This is a genomic window from Kitasatospora sp. NPDC058243, from assembly GCF_042882025.1.
Taxonomy (GTDB): Bacteria; Actinomycetota; Actinomycetes; order Streptomycetales; family Streptomycetaceae; genus Kitasatospora.
On sequence record NZ_JBHVWW010000022.1, the window covers coordinates 56107 to 75667 of the forward strand.

Genomic DNA, 19561 nt, shown 5'->3' on the forward strand with positions numbered 1-19561 from the left:
TCCCACTTTGGGGGTTTAGACTTCGCTTTTCTGGCTAGCTGGGGGTGACTTGGGGGTCCCCCCACCCGGGGGCCCAACCCCCTCTGGGGGTTCGCCCCACGGTCGTCTCCGGAGGCGGCTTTTGCACTGCGTACCGCTACCGGTACGGTCGGTCCCGCCGGGTGACGACCTCCCGGCGGGCGCACCCCGCGCACCCCGCGCACGCGCGGCACACCGGAAGGGTCAGCGATGGCGATCGCCAAGGCAGAGCGGCTGATGAATCTCGCCCTGTGCCTGATGAACACCAGACGTCCGCTCTCCAAGAAGGAGCTGCGGGAATCCATCGAGGCGTACCGCGAGGCCTGGCAGAACAGCAGCGAGGACGCCTTCAACCGGATGTTCGAGCGGGACAAGGACGACCTGCGCGAACTCGGCCTGGTGATCGACGTCGACGAGAGCGCCCTGGACGGCGAACTCGGCTACCTGGCCCGCGCCGACCGCAACCGGCTGCCCGAGATCGCGCTGGACGCCGAGGAGGCGGCCGCGCTGACCCTGGCCGCCCGGGTCTGGCAGCAGGCCAAGATGTCCGGCGCGGCCAGCGGCGCGCTGCAGAAGCTGCGCGCCGCCGGGGTGCCGTTCGCCGAGCCCGAGGGCCGGACCGCCCTGGAGCCGCGCATCCCCGCCCGGGAGGCCGCGTTCGAGCCGCTGCTCACCGCCGCCCGGGACCGCCGCCCGGTCGGCTTCGAGTACCGCAAGGCCGGCGCCGCCGTCGGCGAGCTGCGCACCGTCGAGCCGTGGGCGCTGGAGTGCTGGCGCGGGCACTGGTACCTGGCCGGGTGGGACCGCGACCGCGGCGACGCCCGGGTGTTCCGGCTCAGCCGGATCACCGGCAAGGTCCGGGCCAAGGTCGGCGCCTTCCTCGGCACCGTGCCCGAGCACGTCGACGTCCGCGCCACCGTCGCCAAGTTCGCGGGCGAGGGCGCCACCGCCACCGCCACCGTCCGGGTCCGCCGGGGAGCGGGCTTCCCGCTGCGCACCAAGGCGCTGAGCAGCGCGCGGGTGGACGACGGCTGGGACGAGCTGGAGATCCCGTACGGCAACGGGCTGGGCGCCGACCTCGCCGAGTTCGGGCCGGACGTGCTGGTGCTCGGGCCCGAGGAGCTGCGGGCCGACGTGATCGACCGGCTGCGGGCCGTGGCCGGGCTGGACGTGGTGAACGGAAGCGGAGGGGTTCAGGCGTGAGCAACGCGATCGACCAGACGCGGCGGATGCTGTCGCTGGTCACCTACCTGCGCGAGCGCCCCGGCGCCGAGGTGGCCGAGGTGGCCCGCGCGTTCGGGATCTCCGAGCGCGAGCTGATCGGGGACCTCAACGTGCTGCCGATGTGCGGCACCAGCTTCCGCGGCGGCGACCTGCTCGACATCGACACCGACGGCGAGCGGATCTGGTGGCACAACGTCGACGACGTGGCCCAGCCGCTGCGCCTCGCCGCCGACGAGGCCACCGCGCTGCTGGTCGCCGCCCGCGCGGTGGCCGGGCTGCCCGGCCTGCGGGCCGGCGACCGGGAGGCGCTCACCCGGGCCGTCGTCAAGATCGAGAACGCGGCGGGCGAGAGCGCCGCCGGCAGCGCCCGGGTCGGCGTGACCTTCGAGGCGGAGGGCCACGTGTTCGCCGACATCGACCGCGCGCTCAGCGAGGGGCGCCGCCTGTGGCTGCGTTACTACTCGCACGGGCGCGGCGGGATGACCGAGCGCGAGGTCGACCCGATCCGGCTGCTCACCGAGGGCCACACCTACCTCGAGGCCTGGTGCCGTACCTCCGAGGACCACCGGATGTTCCGGCTGGACCGGGTCGCCGAGATCCGGGTGCTGGACGTCCCCGCCGACCCGCCGCGACGCGAGCCGCGCGATCTGAGCGGCGGGCTGGTCAACCCGTCCGCGGACGACCCCGAGGTGGTCGTCGAGGTCTCCTCCGGCGGGCGCTGGGTGGCCGAGTACTACACCCACGACCGGGCCGAGGAACTGCCCGACGGCGGGCTGCGGATCACCCTGCGCAGCGCCGACCCCTCCCAGCTGCGCCCGCTGGCGCTGCGGCTGGGCCGGGACGGCCGGATCGTCTCGCCGCCCGGGCTGGCCGGGCAGGCCCGTGCGGCCGCCCTGGAGGCGCTGGCCGCGTACGGGGAGCAGACCGTTGCCGACGGGGAGGGGCGGGTCTGATCGGTGGAGCCCGGGACCAGATTCAAGGTGTACTGCTCCGAGTGCCGGGAGAAGGTCGAGCTCCCGGCGGAGGAGTTCCGGCTGACCCTCGGTCGCACCCCGGCCCAGGCGCACTACAGCTTCGGCTGCCCGCTCTGCGGGGCGGCGGTGCGCAAGCCGGCCGGGGAGAAGATCGTCGCGGCGCTCGTCGGGGCCGGGGTCCGCACCATGCGGCTCGTCCCGGCCGAGGGGTAGCGGGCGCTCTCCCGCGGACCGGGCCGGGGGGCCGGGCCCGATAGGGTGGGGCGCATGTCCTGGATGCTCGTCGCCGCCGTCCTGCTCGCCACCGCGGGCCTGCTGGTCCTCGGGGTGCTCGCGATCCGGCTCTGGCTGGACGTGCGGGCGCTGGCCAAGGGCGTGGGCGCGGCCTCGCGGGCGCTGGCCGAGGCGGCGGGGGAGCTGGCGGAGGCCGTACCGGGGCGGTAGGGCCGTCCGGTGGCCCGTCCGGTGGTGTCCGCCGGGTGAGGCCGTTCGGTGGTGCCCGTCCGGTTGTTCCCGTTCGGTAGCGCCTGTTCGGTAGCACAGGAGGGCCGTCGGTGGTACGGGGGCTGCTGCGCGGAGGCGGGGGCGGGTTACGCTCTCAGATGGCTCCTGCAGATGGCTCCTGAACTGCGAACCGGGGCCGCTGTCCTGTTCGGGCGGCCGTCGTCGTGGCGTCATCCGCAGCGGTTACCATCCGCGGCGGGGGGCCCGACGGGTCGCCATGAGTGAAGGTGGTCGCGCAATGCGCATCTCGATGACCGCGATCGTGGTGGTCGTGATTTTCGCCGTCCTGCTGTTCGGCGCCAAGCGGCTGCCCGACCTGGCTCGCTCGCTCGGGCAGTCGATGCGGATCCTGAAGAGCGAAACCAAGGCCATGCGCTCGGACGGCGCCGAGGAGGACGCCGCCGCGACGCCGCCTCCGGCGCCCCGGGTCGACGGCGGTTCGGCGACGACCGCGGCCAGGACCATCCAGGCGGCTCCGGGCGCCTCGGGCACCGCCCGCCCGGTGGCCGAGCCCGCCGCCGGGCCGTCCGCGGCCGACGGCGACCGCCCGCGCTGAGCGCGGCGCACGTGACGAACGCGACCACGGAGGCCCGTCGACCGGCGGGCCTCGACGCACGAGTTGAGGACCGGGGTTGAGCAAGCTCTCCAAGGCGTCGAAGGCGTCCAAGGATCCTGAGGGGCGGATGGCCCTCACCGACCACCTGCGGGAACTGCGCAACCGCGTGGTCAAGTCGGTCCTGGCGATCGTGGTGATCACCATCGTGGCGGCGATCTACCACAGGCAGATCGAGAACTTCCTGCTGGAGCCGCTGCCGCGCTGCACACCGGAGACCGCCAACCAGTTCAAGGGCAAGTGCGCCCAGGTCTCCAACATCGGTCTGACCGCCGGTTTCACCTGGATGCTCAAGGTGTCGCTGACGGCCGGTGTGGTCGCGACCGTGCCGATCTGGCTCTACCAGGTCTGGGCCTTCGTGGCACCCGGTCTGCACCGGCACGAGAAGAAGTACGCCGTCATCTTCATGCTGTGCGGGGCGCCGCTCTTCCTGGCCGGTGTGGGCTGCGCCATCCTGGTGCTGCCGACCACCGTCGACGTGCTGATCTCGTTCACCCCGGACAAGACCACGCCGATCCTGCCGCCCGAGGACTACCTCGACATCGCCACCCGGATGGTGCTGGTCTTCGGCTTGGCCTTCGAGTTCCCGCTGCTGCTGGTGATGATGAACATGGTCGGCATGGTCACCGGCAAGCGGCTGCTCGGCTGGTGGCGCGGCATGGTCATGGGCATCACGGTCTTCGCCGCCTTCGCCACCCCGAGCGCCGATCCGGTGAGCATGCTCACGCTGGCCGCGCCGATCTGGGCGTTCTACTTCCTCGCGGTGGGCATCGCGATCTTCAACGACAGGCGCAAGGAGCGCCGCAACCCCGACGCCGGGCTGAGCGACGAGGAGGCCTCGGAGCTGGACCTCTCGGTGCAGCCGGTGGCCGGTACGGAGATGGTCCAGGCCTCGGCCGCGCCGACGGCGGGCGCCCCGGTGCCGGCCGCCCGTCACGAGCAGATCGACGACATCACCTGAGCCGGTAGCGCACCCTGAGGCCCCGGCCCGCCGCACGACGCGGTGGGCCGGGGCCTTTGCGCTGCTCCGGCCCGGTGGGCCGGGGCTTTTGTACTGCTCCGGCCTGGTGCGGGATTCGGCGGGTGGTCTTGGCAGGGTGGATGGCATGTGACATATTACTGAAGTGCTCAAGACCCAGAGACCTCCCCTGGATGTCGTCGTGGTCGGCGCCGGCGTGGTCGGCGCCGCCTGCGCCTACTACGCGGCCCGCGCCGGGCTCACCGTCGCCGTCGTCGACCGCGGACCGGTGGCCGGCGGCACCACCGGCGCCGGCGAGGGCAACCTGCTGGTCTCCGACAAGGAGCCCGGGCCCGAACTCGACCTCGCCCTGCTCAGCACCCGGCTCTGGCACGACCTCGCCGAACACCTCGGCGCGGCCGTCGAGTACGAGCCCAAGGGCGGCGTGGTGATCGCCGCCACCCCGGCCGGGCAGGACGCCCTGCGGGCCTTCGCCGTCGGCCAGGCCGCCGCCGGCGTCACCGCCGAGGAAGTCCCCGCCGAGCGGCTGCACGAGCTGGAGCCGCACCTCGCCCCCGGCCTCGCCGGCGGCTTCCACTACCCGCAGGACGCCCAGGTCCAGCCCGCCCTCGCCGCCGCCCACCTGCTGCGCGAGGCCCGCCGGATGGGCGCCGAACTGATCACCGGCGAGACCGTGACCGCCGTGCACCGGGGGCCGGACGGCGCCGTGCGCGGAGTACGCACCGACCGCCGCCGCCTCGACGCCCCCGCCGTCGTCAACGCGACCGGCACCTGGGGCGGCGAACTGGCCCGGCTGGCCGGGGTGCACCTGCCGGTGATGCCCCGCCGCGGCTTCGTCCTGGTCACCGAGCCGCTGCCGCGGATCGTCCGGCACAAGGTCTACGCCGCCGACTACGTCGCCGACGTCGCCAGCGGCTCGGCCGGGCTGCAGACCTCCGCCGTGGTCGAGGGCACCCCCGGCGGGCCCGTGCTGATCGGCGCCAGCCGCGAACGGGTCGGCTTCGACCGCACCCTCTCCCAGGAGGTGCTGCGGCGGCTCGCCGCCCAGGCCGCGGCGCTCTTCCCGGTGCTCGCGGACGTCACCGTGATGCGCACCTACCGGGGCTTCCGCCCGTACCTGCCGGACCACCTGCCGGCCATCGGCGAGGACCCCAGGGCGCCCGGGCTCTACCACGCCTGCGGGCACGAGGGCGCCGGCATCGGGCTGGCCCCGGCGACCGGCCTGCTGATCAGCGAGCAGCTGACCGGCAAGCAGCCGGAACTGGACCTCGCGCCGTTCCGCCCGGACCGCTTCCCGGCGGACGCCGGGGCCTGAGCCCGGGGCTGCTGCCCGTCTGTCGACCTCCTGCCTTGCCGACCGCCCTCGTTCGTCGACCAACCCCGGAACGGAGAAGCCGCCGATGCGCCGCACCCCCGCCGACCTGGTCCGGGCCGAACCCGGCCCCGCCCACCACATCGAGTTCGACGGCCGACCCGTCCCGGCCCTGCCCGGACAGTCGATCGCCGCCGCGCTCTGGGCCGACGGCGTGCTCGCCTGGCGCACCACCCGGGTCGGCGGCCGGCCGCGCGGGGTGTTCTGCGGCATCGGCGCCTGCTTCGACTGCCTGGCCACCGTCGACGGCCGCCCCAACCAGCGCACCTGCCTGCTCCCCGCCGAACCCGGCACCACCGTCACCACCCAGGAGGGCAACGGCCGTGCCGACCTCGCCGTCTGACCGGACCGCCGCCGAAGCGGCCCGACGCCCCGACCTCGCGGTGATCGGCGCCGGCCCGGCCGGGCTCGCGGCCGCCGTGACCGCCGCCGACCTCGGGCTGCGCTGCGTCCTGCTGGACGCCGGCCGCAGCACCGGCGGGCAGTACTACCGGCACCCCGCGCCCGGCCTCGGCGCCGCCCGCCCGGACCGGCTCCACCACGGCTGGTCCGTCTACACCGGACTGGCCGACCGGCTCGCCGCGCACGAGCGGGCCGGGCGGGTCCGCTTCCTCGGCGGCCACCAGGTGTGGGCGCTGGAGCGGACCGGCGACGGCTTCGCCGTGCACGTCACGCGCGGACCGGAGGCCACCGACCGGGCCACCGTCACGGCCGCGTCCGTGCTGCTCGCCACCGGTGCGTACGAGCGCCAGCTGCCGTTCCCCGGCTGGACCCTGCCCGGGGTGGTCACCGCGGGCGGCGCCCAGGCGATGCTCAAGGCCGGGCTGGTGCTGCCCGGACGGCGGATCGTGGTGGCCGGCAGCGGGCCGCTGCTGCTCGCGGCGGCGTCCTCGCTGGTCACCGCCGGGGCCGAGGTGCCCGCGGTCGTCGAGGCCACCGACTACCTCGGCTACGCCCGGCGCCCCGGCGCCTTGGCGGCCGTCCCTGCCAAGCTCGTCGAGGGCGCCGGCCACGGGAGCACGCTGCTGCGGCACGGCGTGCGGCTGCGCCCGCGCAGTGCCGTCGTCGAGGCGCACGGGACCGAGCGGGTCACCGCCGTCACGGTGGCCCGGCTGGACGCCGACTGGCGGCCGGTGCCCGGCACCGAACGCCGGATCGCCTGCGACGCCGTCGCCGTGGGCCACGGGCTGCTGCCGCAGATCGACCTGGCCACCGAACTGGGCGCGGCCACCAGGACCGCCCCGGACGGCGCGGCCGGGCTCCAGGTCGACGCCCGGCTGCGCACCACCGTGCCCGGCCTCTGGTCGGCGGGGGAGACCAACGGCGTCGGCGGCGCGGACCTCGCGATCGTGGAGGGCGAACTGGCCGCGCACGCCGTGGCCGACCGGCTGCCGAAGCCCGCACTGCTGCGCCGCCGGGCCCGGCTGCGGAACTTCGCCGACCTGATGGCCGCGGCCCACCGGCCCGGCCCCGGCTGGACCGGCTGGCTGCGCCCGGACACCGACGTCTGCCGGTGCGAGGAGGTGCCGGTCTCGGCGATCCGGGAGGCCGTGGACGAGCTGGGTGCGGGCGATCCGCGCACCGTCAAGCTGCTCACCCGGGCCGGGATGGGCTGGTGCCAGGGCCGGATGTGCGGTCCGGCCGTGGCCTGCCTGGCCGGCTCGGGTGAGCCGGGGCCGGACCGGCGGCCGCTGGCCTGCCCGGTGCCGCTGTCGCAGCTGGCGGCCGGGCCAGCCGGCGAGGACGGCGACACGGCCTAAGGTCCGTCGAACATGCGGGCCGGGGACTCTTGTCTCCGGCCCGCCTCCTCTAATAAAATGTCACACCTCACCAAGGAGCTCATCGTGTCCAACACCCCACACGACACCGCCCGGCCCTGGCGCGGCATCATGGTCGCCACCACGATCCCGCTGCGCCCGGACCTCTCCGTCGACTACGACGCGTACGCCGAGCACGTCCGCTGGCTGATCGAGTCCGGCTGCGACGGCGTCGTCCCCAACGGCTCGCTGGGCGAGTACCAGACGCTCACCGCCGAGGAGCGCGCCCGCGTCGTCGAGGTGGCCGTCGAGGCGGCCGGCGACGGCTCCCGGGTGATGCCCGGCGTGGCCGCCTACGGCAGCGCCGAGTCCCGCCGCTGGGCCGAGCAGGCCGCCGAGGCCGGCGCCGGCTCCGTGCTCCTGCTGCCGCCGAACGCCTTCCGGGCCGACCACGCGTCCGTCCGGGCGCACTACGCCGACGTGGCCAAGGCCGGACTGCCCGTCGTCGCGTACAACAACCCGATCGACACCAAGGTCGACCTCGTCCCCGCGCTGCTCGCCCAACTGCACGGCGAGGGCTCGATCGTCGCGGTCAAGGAGTTCAGCGGCGACGTCCGCCGGGCCTACGAGATCGCCGAACTGGCCCCCGGGCTGGACCTGCTGATCGGCGCCGACGACGTGCTGCTGGAACTGGCGCTGGCCGGCGCGGTCGGCTGGATCGCCGGCTACCCGAACGCCCTGCCGGAGGCCAGCGTCGCGCTGTACCGGGCCGCCGTGGCGCACGAGCTGGACACCGCGCTGCCGCTGTACAAGTCGCTGCACTCGCTGCTGCGCTGGGACTCCAAGACCGAGTTCGTCCAGGCCATCAAGCTGTCCATGGACATCGCCGGGCGCCCCGGCGGCCCCGTCCGCCCGCCGCGCCAGCCGCTGACCCCGGACATCGAGGCGGCCGTCCGCGCGGCCACCGAGAAGGCGCTGGCCGAGGGCCTGGCCTAACCGGGAGACCTCGTCACCAGGGCCGGCTGAGGGGGCAGCCGGCCCGGCCCCACCCACCCGATCCGGCGTACGGTCACCACCTCCGTACGCCCACTCCGACGGGAGTCGTCAGAGCCATGCGCAGCCGTCACGTGTTCCACGCCGTCGACTCGCACACCGAGGGCATGCCGACCCGGGTCATCACCGGCGGCTTCGGCGTCATCCCCGGCGCCACCATGGCCGAGCGCCGGGTGCACTTCCAGCAGCACCTGGACCACTTCCGCACCCTGCTGATGTACGAGCCGCGCGGCCACGCAGCGATGAGCGGCGCCATCCTCCAGCCGCCGACCCGGCCCGACGCCGACTTCGGCGTGCTCTACATCGAGGTCTCCGGCCTGCTGCCGATGTGCGGCCACGGCACCATCGGCGTCGCCACCGTGCTGGTCGAGACCGGCATGGTGCCGGTGGTCGAGCCGGTCACCACGGTGCGGCTGGACACGCCCGCCGGACTGGTGATCGCCGAGGTGCGGGTCGAGGACGGCGCCGCCACCGCGGTGACCATCCGCAACGTGCCGTCATACTCGGCCGCGCTGGACGCCAAGATCGAGGTGCCCGGGTACGGCACGATCGGCTACGACCTGGCGTACGGCGGCAACTTCTACGCCATCCTGCCGCTCGCCGAGTTCGGGCTGCCCTTCGAGCGCGAGCGCAAGCAGGACATCCTGGAGGCCGGACTGGCCCTGATGGCCGCCATCAACGCGAGCCCCGACCGCCCGGTGCACCCGGAGGACCCGTCCATCCACGGCTGCCACCACGTCCAGCTGCTCGCCCCCGGCTCCACCGCCGAACACTCCCGGCACGCGATGGCCATCCACCCCGGCTGGTTCGACCGCTCGCCCTGCGGCACCGGCACCTCGGCCCGGATGGCGCAGTTGCACGCACGCGGCGAACTGCCGCTGGGGCGCGACTTCCGCAACGACTCCTTCATCGGGACGACCTTCATCGGGCGCCTGGTCGAGGAGACCGAGGTGGCCGGGCGGCCAGCCGTGGTGCCCACCGTCACCGGGCGGGCCTGGGTCACCGGCACCGCCCAGTACTTCCTCGACCCGCGTGACCCGTTCCCGGCCGGGTTCCTGCTGTAGAGCTGTCTGAAGCGGTTTGAAGCTGTTTGAAGCCGTTTGAAAGAGGAGCCGGCCTCGGGGGAGGGGCCCGCTCAGACGTCCGCTGAACCACCTTCGAAGGGCTGCTGGTCGTGACCATCACCTCGTACAACCCCGCCGACCCCGCGGACCTCGTCGTCGCCGTCGAGGAACCCGGCGCCGAAGCCGTCCGGGCCGCCGTCGCCCGGGCCCGGGCCGCCCAGCCCGGCTGGCTCGCGGCCGGCGCGGGCGCCCGGTCGGCGGCGCTCGGCCGGATCGCCGAAGCGGTCGAGGCGCACGCGGACGAACTGGCCGGGCTGATCGTGCGCGAGGTCGGCAAGCCGCTCGCCGAGGCACGCGGCGAAGTCGCCCGAACCGCGGCGATCTGGCGCTACTACGCGCAGGCGCCGTTCGCGCCGTCCGGGGCGGTGCACGAGACCGCCGCCGGGCCCGGGCTGCTGCTCACCCGGCGCCGCCCGTACGGCGTCGCCGGGCTGATCGCGCCGTGGAACTTCCCGCTGGCGATCCCCACCTGGAAGGCCGCGCCGGCGCTGGCGGTCGGCAACACCGCGGTGCTCAAGCCGGCGCCCGAGGCGACCGCCTGCGCGCTGCGGCTGGCCGAACTGGCCGCCGGGGCCGGGCTGCCGGAGGACGTGTTCACCGTGCTGCCGGGCGGCGCCGAGGAAGGCGCGGCGCTGGTCGACACGGCCGACGTGGTCTCCTTCACCGGCTCGACCGGCGTCGGCCGGGCCGTGGTGCGGGCCGCCACCGAGCGCGGCGTCCCGGTGCAGGCCGAACTCGGCGGGCTGAACGCCGCGCTGGTGCTGCCGGACGCCGACCTCGCGCAGGCCGCCGCCCACCTCGCCGCCGCCATCGCCGGGTACGCGGGGCAGAAGTGCACCGCCACCAGCCGGGTGATCGCGGTCGGCGCCGCGTACGAGCCGCTGCGCGACGCCCTGGTCAAGGCGCTGGAACTGGTCGACGACACGGCCTGCGGGCCGGTCATCAACGCCGCCGCCCGGGACCGGCTGACGGCCGCCGTCGACTCGGCCGTCGCCGCCGGGGCCACCCTGCTCACCGGCGGCCGGGCACCCGAGCGGGACGGCTGGTACCTCGAACCGGCCCTGCTCACCGACGTGCCGGCCGAACACCCGCTGGCCCGCGAGGAGTTCTTCGGCCCGATCGCGCTGCTGCACGCCGCCGCCGACCTCGACGAGGCGATCACGCTCGCCAACGACACCCCGCACAGCCTCTCCACCTCCGTGCACACCCGCAGCCTGGACGTGGCGCTCGCCGCCGCCGACCGGCTGGACGCGGGCATGATCCGGGTCAACGCGCCGTCCAGCGGCGTCGACTTCCACCTGCCGTTCGGCGGCGCCAAGGGCGCCGCCCACGGCGAGCGCGAACAGGGCCAGGCGGCGCTGGACTTCTACACCGTCAGCCGCACGGTCAGCCTGCTGCCGGGCGGGGGCGCCTGATGCTCGTCCGCACCGTCGACTACCACGCGGCCGGTGAGCCGTTCCGGATCGTGCTGGACGGCGTGCCCGCGATCCCCGGCGACAGTGTCGCCGAACGGCGGGCCATCGCACTCGGCGCCGGCGGCAGCGCGACCGCGCCCCGGCCGAGCGCGCTGGACGACGCCCGGCAGCTGCTCAGCCGCGAACCGCGCGGCCACGCCGGGATGTACGGCGGGTTCCTGGTGCCGCCGGACGACGACGAGGCGCACTTCGGGGTGCTGTTCTGGCACAAGGACGGCTACTCGACGGCCTGCGGGCACGGCACCATCGCGCTCGGCGCCTGGGCGGTGGACTCCGGGCGGGTCGCGGCCCCCGCCGACGGCGTGGCCCGGGTGCGGATCGACGTGCCGTCCGGCCGGGTCACCGCGCTGGTGCACCGGGCCGGCGGGCGGACCACCGGCGTCACCTTCCGCAACGTGCCCACCCGGGTCGCCGCCCTGAAGTTGCCGCTGGCCACTTCGCGGGGCGCCGTGGAGGTCGCGGTGGCGCACGCGGGCGCCTGCTACGCCTCCGTGCCGGCGGCCGCCCTCGGCCTCGCGGTCGAGCCCGCGCAGCTGCCCGAACTCACCGCCGCCGGGCGGGAGATCAGGGAGCTGCTGGCCGGCGCGGCGGCGGTGGCGCACCCGAGCGACCCGCTGCTGTCGGGCGTGTACGGGGTCATCCTGTTCGACGAACTCGTCTCGGAGGACGGCGTGTTGAACCAACGGAACGTCACCGTCTTCGCGGACGGGCAGATCGACCGCTCGCCCTGCGGCTCCGGGACCTCCGCCCGGCTCGCCGTCCTCGCCGCCGAGGGCCGGCTCGCGCCGGGGGAGGAACTGCGGCACGAATCCGTCATCGGGACGGTCTTCACCGGCCGCGTCCTGCCCGGCGGCGACCCGCTGGACGGCGGCGTCGTCACCGAGGTCACCGGCAGCGCCCACCGCACCGGCGAGCACGCGTTCGTCCTGGAACCGGACGACGACCTGGGGGCGGGGTTCCTGCTGTGACCGCTCCTGCGAACCCGCCTGCGGACCCTGCTGCGCCGCCTCATGCGTCGTCTCATGTGCCGCCTCTTGTGCCGCCCGGTACGGCGGCTGAGCCGCTCCAGTACGCCGTGCCGGGCGTTGGCGGGGTCGGCCCCGCGGCCGCGGTGGCGGCGATCGAGCGGGTGCTGCTCGACGGGTTCGACCCGGAGCCGGCACCGGCCCGCTCGGCCGTCCCCGTCCCGGCCGGCGAACTGCTGATGATGCCGGCCGCCGCCGGCCCGTACGCCGGGGTGAAGATCGCCGGGGTCGCGCCCGCCAACCCCGGCCGGGGCCTGCCCCGGATCACCGGCAGCTACCTGCTGCTCGACGGGCCCACCCTGCAACCGCTCGCCCTGCTCGACGGCGCCGCGCTCACCGCGCTGCGCACACCCGCCGTCACCGCCGTCGCGCTGCGCCGGCTGGCCGCGCCGGACGCCGAACACCTGGTGCTGTTCGGCTCCGGGCCGCAGGCGTACGGGCACCTGGACGCGCTGCTGGCCGTCCGGCCGCTGACCAAGCTCACCGTGGTGGCGCGGGACGCCGGACGGGCCGGGGCCCTCGCCGCGTACGGGCGCGGCCTCGGGCTGGCGGCCGGGGTCGGCGGGCCGGAGGCCGTCGCCGAAGCGGACCTGGTGGTCTGCTGCACCACCGCGCGCACGCCGCTGTTCGACGGCGCCCTGGTGCCCGAGCACGCCGCCGTCGCGGCCGTCGGCTCGCACGAGCCCGACGCGCGGGAGGTGGACGAGGTGCTGGTCGGGCGGGCCGAACTGTACGTGGAGGCGCGGACGGTGGCGGCGCGCGAGGCCGGCGACCTGATCATGGCGGGGGTATCCGGCCGGCAGCTGTGGAACCTGGCCGAGCTGGTGCGCGGCGACGCGCTGGTGCCGGCGGGGCGGCCGCGGTTCTTCAAGAGCGTCGGCATGGCGTGGGAGGACCTGGCGGTCGCGGCGGAGGTGTACCGGCGGGGGTAGGCGCCGGGCGCTCCCGGCTGCCAGGGGCGCTCAGCCGCCGAGGGGGCGGGGCCGGCTGTCCGGGTGGGTGTCCGAATCGCGAAATGTTGCGCACTCAACGTAACGTGACATTGTACGCTGGTGTTCTGCACCCACCCGGAGGAACACCATGGCCGACCTCAAACCCCGCACCCTGATCTCCGTACAGGAGCGGCTTCGCGACCAGGTCGCCCACGCGCTCCGGGCGGCCCTGATCTCCGGCGAACTGCGCCCCGGCGTCGTCTACTCCGCACCCGCGCTCGCCGCCGACTTCGGCGTCTCCGCCACCCCCGTCCGCGAGGCCATGCTCGACCTCGCCCGCGAAGGCCTCGTCGAGGCCGTCCGCAACAAGGGCTTCCGGGTCACCGAGCTCACCGAGCGTGACCTCGACGACTACACCGAGATCCGCGCCCTGATCGAGGTCCCCACCGTCGGCCGGGTGACGCGCACGGCGACCAAGGAGCAGCTGGAGCGGCTGCGCCCGCAGGCCGAGGAGATCGTCGCGGCCGCGCGCAAGCACGACCTCATCGGGTACCTGGAGGCCGACCGGCAGTTCCACCTGGACCTGCTGGGGCTGGCCGGCAACGCCCGGCTGGTCGACGTCGTCAGCGACCTGCGGAAGCGCTCGCGGCTGTACGGCCTCAACCGGCTCGACGAGCGCGGCGAGCTGACCTCCTCGGCGGAGGAGCACCTGGAACTGCTCGACCTCATGCTGGCCGGCGACGCCGAGGCGGCCGAGGCCTGCATGACCCGCCACCTCAGCCACGTCCGCTCGCTGTGGGCGGGGCAGGACGAGGCGGCGGAGGAGGCCCGCCCGGCGCTGAAGCTGCGGGCGCGGTAGGGGCAGCCGGGGCTAAACCGCCCGTTCGGGTGAAGACTGGGGATCGGGCGGCGGAATGTGTTCGCGCCCTACGATGATGTTCTCGACATCGGCAGCCAGGAGGAAATCCATGTCCGCCGCAGCAGTGGAAGAGCCCATCGAGCAGCCGACGCTGCTCGAAGTCGCCGAGCTGATCTCCAACCAGTTCGCCGGGCACCGGGTCGAGATCGTCGGGAGCCAGATCACCGTGACGCCGCCTCCGAATGCTTCGCACGGCAAGTCGCTGAGTCGCCTCATGCGTGCGCTGTTCGCCGCCGGCCTCGACGGGGATGAGGTCGACGTCATTCAGGGCGTTGGCATCTGGCTGCCGGATGGGCCGTCGGACTACGCCGTTCCCGACCTGGCGATCGTCGATGCCGACATCGATGACCACTTGATCGAGTACAACTGTTACGACCCGGCGGTCTTCCGGCTCGTGTTGGAGGTCACGTCGTCCAACATCAGCGACGACCTGAAGCGGAAGCCCTTCGTCTATGCCGCCGCTGGAGTACCCGTCTACGTGATCGTGGACCGGACGAACCAGCGGGTCATGGTGCTCACTGACCCACAGGAGGGCGAGTACCGCGTGCACGCCGTCCACCATCCGGGGCAGTCGTTCACCCTGCCGGAGTCGATCGGGGCGTCGGTGACGTTGTCGGTGGACGACGTGCTGGCGGCGAAGAAGTAGCTCAGGCCGCTGCCGGCACTGTCAGGCGGCCGTCGTGGACTTCGGCGATCTGGTCGACGGCCGTCAGGTGGGTGCGGTCGTGGGTGACCAGGACGGTGGCGGTGGCGCGGCGGTGGGTGAGGTCGGTGATGAGGTCGAGGACGGCGGCGCCGCGTTCGTGGTCGAGGGCGCTGGTGGGTTCGTCGATCAGCAGGACGGTGGGGTCGTTCATCAGCGCGCGGGCGATGTTGACGCGCTGGCGCTGACCGCCGGAGAGCTGGTGCGGGCGGCGGGCGGCCTGGTCGCGCAGGCCGACGGCGGCCAGCAGGTCCAGGGCCCGGGGGAGGGCGGTGCGCGGGGAGCGGCCGTCCAGGTGGGCCATCACCTGGAGCTGTTCGACGGCGGTGAGCGAGGGCAGCAGGTTGGCCTGCTGGAAGACGATGCCGATCCGGGTGCGGCGCAGCGCGGTCAGTTCGGCGCGGCCGAGGCCGGTGGTGTCGGTGCCGTCCACCACGACCTGGCCGGTGTCCGGGGTGATCAGGGTGGCGGCGACCGCCAGCAGGCTGGACTTGCCGGAGCCGGACGGGCCGACGACGGCCGTGATCGAGCCCTTGGGGACGGTCAGCGACACGTCGTCCAGCGCCGTGAGCCGGCCGTCGCCGTCCGGGTAGGTGAGGGTGATGCGGTCGAGGGTCAGGCTCATCGGGCACTCCCCAGGGCGGTCAGCGGGTCGACGGAGGTGATCCGGCGGATGGACAGGGCGGCGCCGACCGCGCCGAGCGCGATCATGACGGCGGCGGGCAGCAGCAGGGTCGGGGCGTCGAGGACGAAGGGGACGGCGGAGCCGATCAGCGCGCCGGCGCCCAGGGCGAGCGCGGTGCCGGCGGCGGTGCCGAGCACCAGCAGCAGGACGGCCTGGCCGAGGGCGTCGCGCAGCAGGTAGCGGGTGGAGGCGCCGAGGGCCTTGAGTACCGCGACGTCGCCGCTGCGCTGGATCGTCCAGACGGTGAAGAAGGCGCCGATCACCAGGGCCGAGATGGCGAACAGGAAGCCGCGCATCAGCTGGAGCGAGCCGTTCTCGGAGGTGTAGGAGCCGATCGCGGCGAGGGCGTCGTCGCGGGTGCGGGTCTCGGTGCCGTGGCGGGCGTCGGCGCCGTGCAGGTCGGCGCCCTTGGCGGTGGTGAGCGCGATGACGGTCGCGTGGCCGGCGCCGCCGGGGGCGGCCTGCTGCCAGTCGGTGAGGCTGGTCCAGATCACCGGGGTGTGGCTGTACGCGGCGTCGCCGTCGACGGCCGCGACCCGGAGGCGGTGGCCGGCCAGGGTGAGGTCGGCGCCGGGGGCGAGGTCGCCCAGGTTCTTGGCGGCGGTCTTCGACAGGACGGCCTGGCCGGGGGCGATCCGGGCGCCCTGCGGGGCCAGCGCGGAGCCGTCCGGGACGCCGAAGGCGGACAGCGCGGTGGTGCGGGTGCCGGCGGCGGCCTTGGTGGTGGTGATGCCCAGGGGCTGGGCGGAGGTGACGCCCGGCTCGGCCGCCCAGGCCTGCCACTGCTCGGGGGTGACCTGGGAGTCGGTGAAGGAGAGCTTCTGCCCGTCGGCGGGCTCACCGAACACCAGGTGGTCGGCGGGCAGGCCGGTGATCGCGGAGATGTTCTGCCGGCCGAGTCCGGCGGTCAGTCCGGACAGCAGACCGACCAGTACGGTGATCAGCACGATGACGGTCCCCATCAGGGCGAACCGCCCCTTGGCGAACCCCAGATCCCTCCAGGCGACGAACACGGTGGGCCTTCCTGCTGAACGAGTGCTTCCGACGCTTCCACCGTCCCGGAGAAGGGGCCCCGCGGGCATCGCACCGCGGATTGCATCCTCGGCATCAAAGGGCAGAAGCGGAGTTCAACCTTTTGATTGATGCCGGGGCCCGGTCCGGAACCTAGGCTGGACGGATGGCGACCGAACGATCCCGCACCACCCCCGTCGCCCGCGTCCTCCAGGTCTGCCTGCACCTGCTCGTGGCGGGCCTGCTCGCCCTGGCCGTCGCCCGCGCCGCCGTCGGCCGGGACGGCGACCCGCTGCCCGTCGCCGCCGCGGCCACCGCGATGGCCGCCGTGTACGCCGTCGGCCCCCGGCTGGCCGCCGTCCGCCGCTCGCGCCGGGCCGCCGCGCTGTGGCTGGCGCTGCTCGGCGTCACCTGGGTGGGCGTGCTGATCGCCACCCAGGACGGGGTGTGGCTGGCGTTCCCGCTGTACTTCCTGGAACTGCACCTGCTCGGGCGGCGCGGCGGCCTCGCCGCCGTCGGGCTGACCGCCGCCACCGCCATCGCCGCCTGGTCCTGGCACCAGCACACCTTCAGCCTGCCCGCCGCGATCGGACCCGCGCTCGGCGCGGCCGTCGCCACCGCCACCGTGCTCGGCTACCAGGCGCTGTACCGGGAGAGCGAGGAGCGCCGCCGGCTGATCGACGAACTCACCGCCGCCCGCGCCGACGCCGCGGCCGCCCACCACACCGCCGGGGTGCTCGCCGAACGCGAGCGCCTCGCCCGGGAGATCCACGACACCCTCGCGCAGAGCCTCAGCTCCATCCAGCTGCTGCTGCGGGCCGCCCAGCGGGCCCTGCCGGAACGCACCGAGGCCGCCTCCGGGTACGTCGAGCAGGCCCGGCAGGCCGCCCAGGACAACCTGGACGAGGCCCGGCGGTTCGTCCGCGCGCTCACCCCGCCCGCGCTCGACGGCGACCCGCTGCCGGTCGCGCTGGAACGGCTGTGCGCCACCACGGCGGCGCACAGCGGCCTGCCGGTGAAACTGCACGTCTCCGGGGACCCGGTACGGCTGCCGGTGCCGCAGGAGGTCGCGCTGCTGCGGATCGCGCAGTCCGCGCTCGGCAACACCGTCCGGCACGCGCACGCCTCGCACGCCGAGGTGACGCTCAGCTACATGGAGGGCGAGGTGGCGCTGGACGTGTTCGACGACGGGGCCGGATTCGACCCGGTGGCGGTCGCCGGGCGCAGCGGAGGGGACGGCGGGTTCGGGCTGCCGTCGATGCGGGCCCGGGCGCGGGCGCTCGGCGGCACCTTCACGGTGGAGTCGGCGCCCGGCGGGGGCACGGCGCTCGCGGTGCAGCTGCCGGTGACGGAGGTCGGGGAGTGAACGGGCGGAGTGACGACGGGCGGAACGAGGGAGGCCGGGGCGTGAACGAGCACAGTGACGGCGGGCGCGGGAGCGGCGCGGTGATCCGGCTGCTGCTGGCGGACGACCACCCGGTGGTGCGGGCCGGGCTGCGGGCCGTCCTGGAGGGCGAGCCGGACTTCACCATCGCCGCCGAGGCCGCGACCGCCGAACGGGCCGTCGAACTGGCCGCGGCGGGCGGGGTCGACGTGGTGCTGATGGACCTCCAGTTCGGGCCCGGCTCGGCCATGAACGGCGCCCAGGCGACCGCCGCGATCACCGCCCGGCCGGGCGCGCCCCGGGTCCTCGTCGTCACCACCTACGAAACCGACGCCGACACCCTGCCCGCGCTGGAGGCCGGCGCCACCGGCTACCTGCTCAAGGACGCCCCGCCGGAGGAACTGGCCCAAGCCGTCCGGGCGGCCGCCGCGGGCCGCTCGGCGCTGGCACCGAGCGTCGCCGACCGGCTGCTGGAACGGATGCGGACGCCGTCGGCGGCGCTCAGCGCGCGGGAGACCGAGGTGCTGGGGCTGGTCGCGGACGGGCTGACCAACCAGCAGATCAGCCAGCGGCTGCACCTGAGCCAGGCCACGGTGAAGTCCCATCTGGTGCACGTCTACACCAAGTTGGCGGTGGACTCGCGGACGGCGGCGGTGCGGGCGGCGCGCGGGCGGGGGCTGATCCGCTGAGCGTAGGGTGGGCCGGGTCCGAACCGTATCCCGGAGTGGAGGACCCCGATGGCCGTCCGTCTCGATGAACTTTCCGTGCCGGTGATCGGCGCGCCGATGGCGGGCGGGGCGTCCACCCCGGAACTGGTGGCGGCGGTGAACCGGGCCGGCGGGCTGGGGTTCCTCGCCGCCGGGTACCGGAGCGCCGCCGCGATGGCCGAACAGGTCGCGCTGGTCAGGGAGTTGACCGGTGGGCCGTTCGGCGTGAACCTGTTCGTCCCGGCCCCGCCCGGCGATCCGGCGGCCGTCGCCACCTACCGGGAGCGGCTGCGGCCCGAGGCCGAGCGGTGGGGCGTGGTGCTGCCCGAGGAGATCGGGCCGGACCGGGACGACTGGGAGGCCAAGCTCGCCGTGCTGCTGGCGGACCCGGTCCCGGTGGTCTCGTACACCTTCGGCCTGCCGACGCCGCAGGAGGCGGCGGCGGTCCGCGCGGCCGGGTCGTTCCAGGTCGGCACCGTCACCACGCCCGCGGAGGCGCGGGCGGCGGAGGCGGTCGGGATGGACGCGCTGTGCGTGCAGGGCCCGGAGGCCGGCGGGCACCGCGCCACCCACCGGATCGGGGACGAGCCCGGCGACGCCCCGCTGCTGGAGCTGCTGCCCGCCGTCCGGGCGGTGACGGCGCTGCCGCTGATCGCGGCCGGCGGGCTGGGCGACGGACCGGCGGTGGCGGCGGCGCTGCGGGCCGGGGCGGCGGCGGTGCAGCTCGGGACGGCCCTGCTGCGCGCCGACGAGTCCGGGACCTCGGCCGCGCACCGGGCGGCGCTCACCGAACTCCCGGAGACGGCCGTCACCCGGGCCTTCACCGGCCGCCCGGCCCGCGGTCTGCGCAACGCCTTCATCGACCGCCACGGCCCGTACGCCCCGCCCGCCTACCCCGAGGTGCACCACCTCACCCAGCCGCTGCGCGCCGCCGCGACCCGCCGCGCTGACCTCCAGTCCATGCACCTCTGGGCCGGCACCGCCCACCGGAAGACCCGCACGGGCCCGGCGGCGGACCTGATCGCGGAGCTGTGGCGGTCCGCGCGGGGGTAGTGCGCCCGGCGCGCGCGAGGTCGGGGCGTGTTGTCCCTCGCAGGGGTGG

General features: G+C 74.9%; 21 protein-coding genes. 19 read left to right on the top strand and 2 right to left on the bottom strand.

Features of this window, described 5'->3' with window-relative positions:
* Positions 1–228: 228 nt before the first annotated feature.
* The 16 genes from ACFVX9_RS17075 (at position 229) to ACFVX9_RS17150 (ending at position 14615) form a co-directional block, all read left to right on the top strand.
* Positions 229–1221 (top strand): helix-turn-helix transcriptional regulator, encoded by a 993-nt coding sequence (locus tag ACFVX9_RS17075; RefSeq protein ID WP_380376189.1) that lies wholly within the window; start codon positions 229–231, stop codon positions 1219–1221.
* Positions 1222–1247: 26 nt separating this feature from the next.
* Positions 1248–2195, top strand: coding sequence for a WYL domain-containing protein (locus ACFVX9_RS17080; protein WP_350878052.1), 948 nt, complete (start codon positions 1248–1250; stop codon positions 2193–2195).
* A 3-nt stretch (positions 2196–2198) separates the two neighbouring features.
* Positions 2199–2429: a hypothetical protein gene (locus ACFVX9_RS17085; RefSeq protein ID WP_063346907.1), complete on the top strand. Its 231-nt coding sequence runs from the start codon at positions 2199–2201 to the stop codon at positions 2427–2429.
* 54 nt (positions 2430–2483) lie between these two features.
* The gene (locus ACFVX9_RS17090; protein ID WP_380482191.1) at positions 2484–2660 is read left to right on the top strand and encodes a hypothetical protein; all 177 of its coding nucleotides are present in this window, start codon (positions 2484–2486) and stop codon (positions 2658–2660) included.
* Between the two features lie 298 nt (positions 2661–2958).
* Positions 2959–3276, top strand: a complete 318-nt coding sequence (gene tatA, locus ACFVX9_RS17095; RefSeq protein ID WP_063346906.1) for a Sec-independent protein translocase subunit TatA — start codon at positions 2959–2961, stop codon at positions 3274–3276.
* A gap of 127 nt (positions 3277–3403) precedes the next feature.
* Entirely contained in the window at positions 3404–4294 is an 891-nt protein-coding gene (gene tatC, locus ACFVX9_RS17100) for a twin-arginine translocase subunit TatC (RefSeq protein ID WP_380345068.1), read from the top strand.
* A 163-nt stretch (positions 4295–4457) separates the two neighbouring features.
* Positions 4458–5627 carry an NAD(P)/FAD-dependent oxidoreductase gene (locus ACFVX9_RS17105; RefSeq protein WP_387982275.1) on the top strand — a complete coding sequence of 390 codons (1170 nt, stop codon included), beginning with the start codon at positions 4458–4460 and terminating at the stop codon, positions 5625–5627.
* A gap of 85 nt (positions 5628–5712) precedes the next feature.
* Positions 5713–6027, top strand: a complete 315-nt coding sequence (locus ACFVX9_RS17110) for a (2Fe-2S)-binding protein (RefSeq protein WP_063346903.1) — start codon at positions 5713–5715, stop codon at positions 6025–6027.
* Entirely contained in the window at positions 6008–7444 is a 1437-nt protein-coding gene (locus ACFVX9_RS17115; protein ID WP_387982276.1) for an NAD(P)/FAD-dependent oxidoreductase, read from the top strand. Before ACFVX9_RS17110 ends, ACFVX9_RS17115 begins: the two co-directional genes overlap by 20 nt.
* 129 nt (positions 7445–7573) lie before the next feature.
* A complete protein-coding gene (locus ACFVX9_RS17120) occupies positions 7574–8437 on the top strand; it encodes a dihydrodipicolinate synthase family protein (protein WP_380345070.1) in 864 nt (287 codons plus the stop codon).
* A 116-nt stretch (positions 8438–8553) separates the two neighbouring features.
* On the top strand, positions 8554–9558 hold the full coding sequence (locus tag ACFVX9_RS17125; RefSeq protein WP_063346900.1) for a proline racemase family protein: 1005 nt from the start codon (positions 8554–8556) through the stop codon (positions 9556–9558).
* 104 nt (positions 9559–9662) lie between these two features.
* Positions 9663–11033, top strand: coding sequence for an aldehyde dehydrogenase family protein (locus ACFVX9_RS17130; RefSeq protein WP_363377977.1), 1371 nt, complete (start codon positions 9663–9665; stop codon positions 11031–11033).
* Positions 11033–12061: a proline racemase family protein gene (locus ACFVX9_RS17135; protein ID WP_387982278.1), complete on the top strand. Its 1029-nt coding sequence runs from the start codon at positions 11033–11035 to the stop codon at positions 12059–12061. The genes ACFVX9_RS17130 and ACFVX9_RS17135 overlap by 1 nt, the downstream gene beginning before the upstream one ends.
* Positions 12062–12129: 68 nt before the next feature.
* The gene (locus tag ACFVX9_RS17140; protein ID WP_387982279.1) at positions 12130–13050 is read left to right on the top strand and encodes an ornithine cyclodeaminase family protein; all 921 of its coding nucleotides are present in this window, start codon (positions 12130–12132) and stop codon (positions 13048–13050) included.
* Between the two features lie 148 nt (positions 13051–13198).
* Positions 13199–13909, top strand: coding sequence for a GntR family transcriptional regulator (locus tag ACFVX9_RS17145; protein WP_063346897.1), 711 nt, complete (start codon positions 13199–13201; stop codon positions 13907–13909).
* Between the two features lie 109 nt (positions 13910–14018).
* Positions 14019–14615 (top strand): Uma2 family endonuclease, encoded by a 597-nt coding sequence (locus ACFVX9_RS17150; RefSeq protein ID WP_380345042.1) that lies wholly within the window; start codon positions 14019–14021, stop codon positions 14613–14615.
* 1 nt (position 14616) lies between these two features.
* Here ACFVX9_RS17150 and ACFVX9_RS17155 read toward each other — a convergent pair whose 3' ends face one another.
* A complete protein-coding gene (locus ACFVX9_RS17155) occupies positions 14617–15297 on the bottom strand; it encodes an ABC transporter ATP-binding protein (protein WP_380482201.1) in 681 nt (226 codons plus the stop codon).
* Entirely contained in the window at positions 15294–16370 is a 1077-nt protein-coding gene (locus ACFVX9_RS17160; protein ID WP_380345045.1) for an ABC transporter permease, read from the bottom strand. Before ACFVX9_RS17160 ends, ACFVX9_RS17155 begins: the two co-directional genes overlap by 4 nt.
* A 164-nt stretch (positions 16371–16534) precedes the next feature.
* Between ACFVX9_RS17160 and ACFVX9_RS17165 the strand changes: the two genes are divergently transcribed.
* Genes ACFVX9_RS17165 through ACFVX9_RS17175 form a run of 3 tightly spaced genes read left to right on the top strand, consistent with a single transcriptional unit; the run spans position 16535 to position 19512 of the window.
* Entirely contained in the window at positions 16535–17734 is a 1200-nt protein-coding gene (locus tag ACFVX9_RS17165; RefSeq protein ID WP_380482205.1) for a sensor histidine kinase, read from the top strand.
* A 41-nt stretch (positions 17735–17775) separates the two neighbouring features.
* A complete protein-coding gene (locus tag ACFVX9_RS17170) occupies positions 17776–18441 on the top strand; it encodes a response regulator (protein WP_380482207.1) in 666 nt (221 codons plus the stop codon).
* Positions 18442–18489: 48 nt separating this feature from the next.
* Positions 18490–19512 carry a nitronate monooxygenase gene (locus ACFVX9_RS17175; RefSeq protein WP_387982282.1) on the top strand — a complete coding sequence of 341 codons (1023 nt, stop codon included), beginning with the start codon at positions 18490–18492 and terminating at the stop codon, positions 19510–19512.
* Positions 19513–19561: the final 49 nt, after the last annotated feature.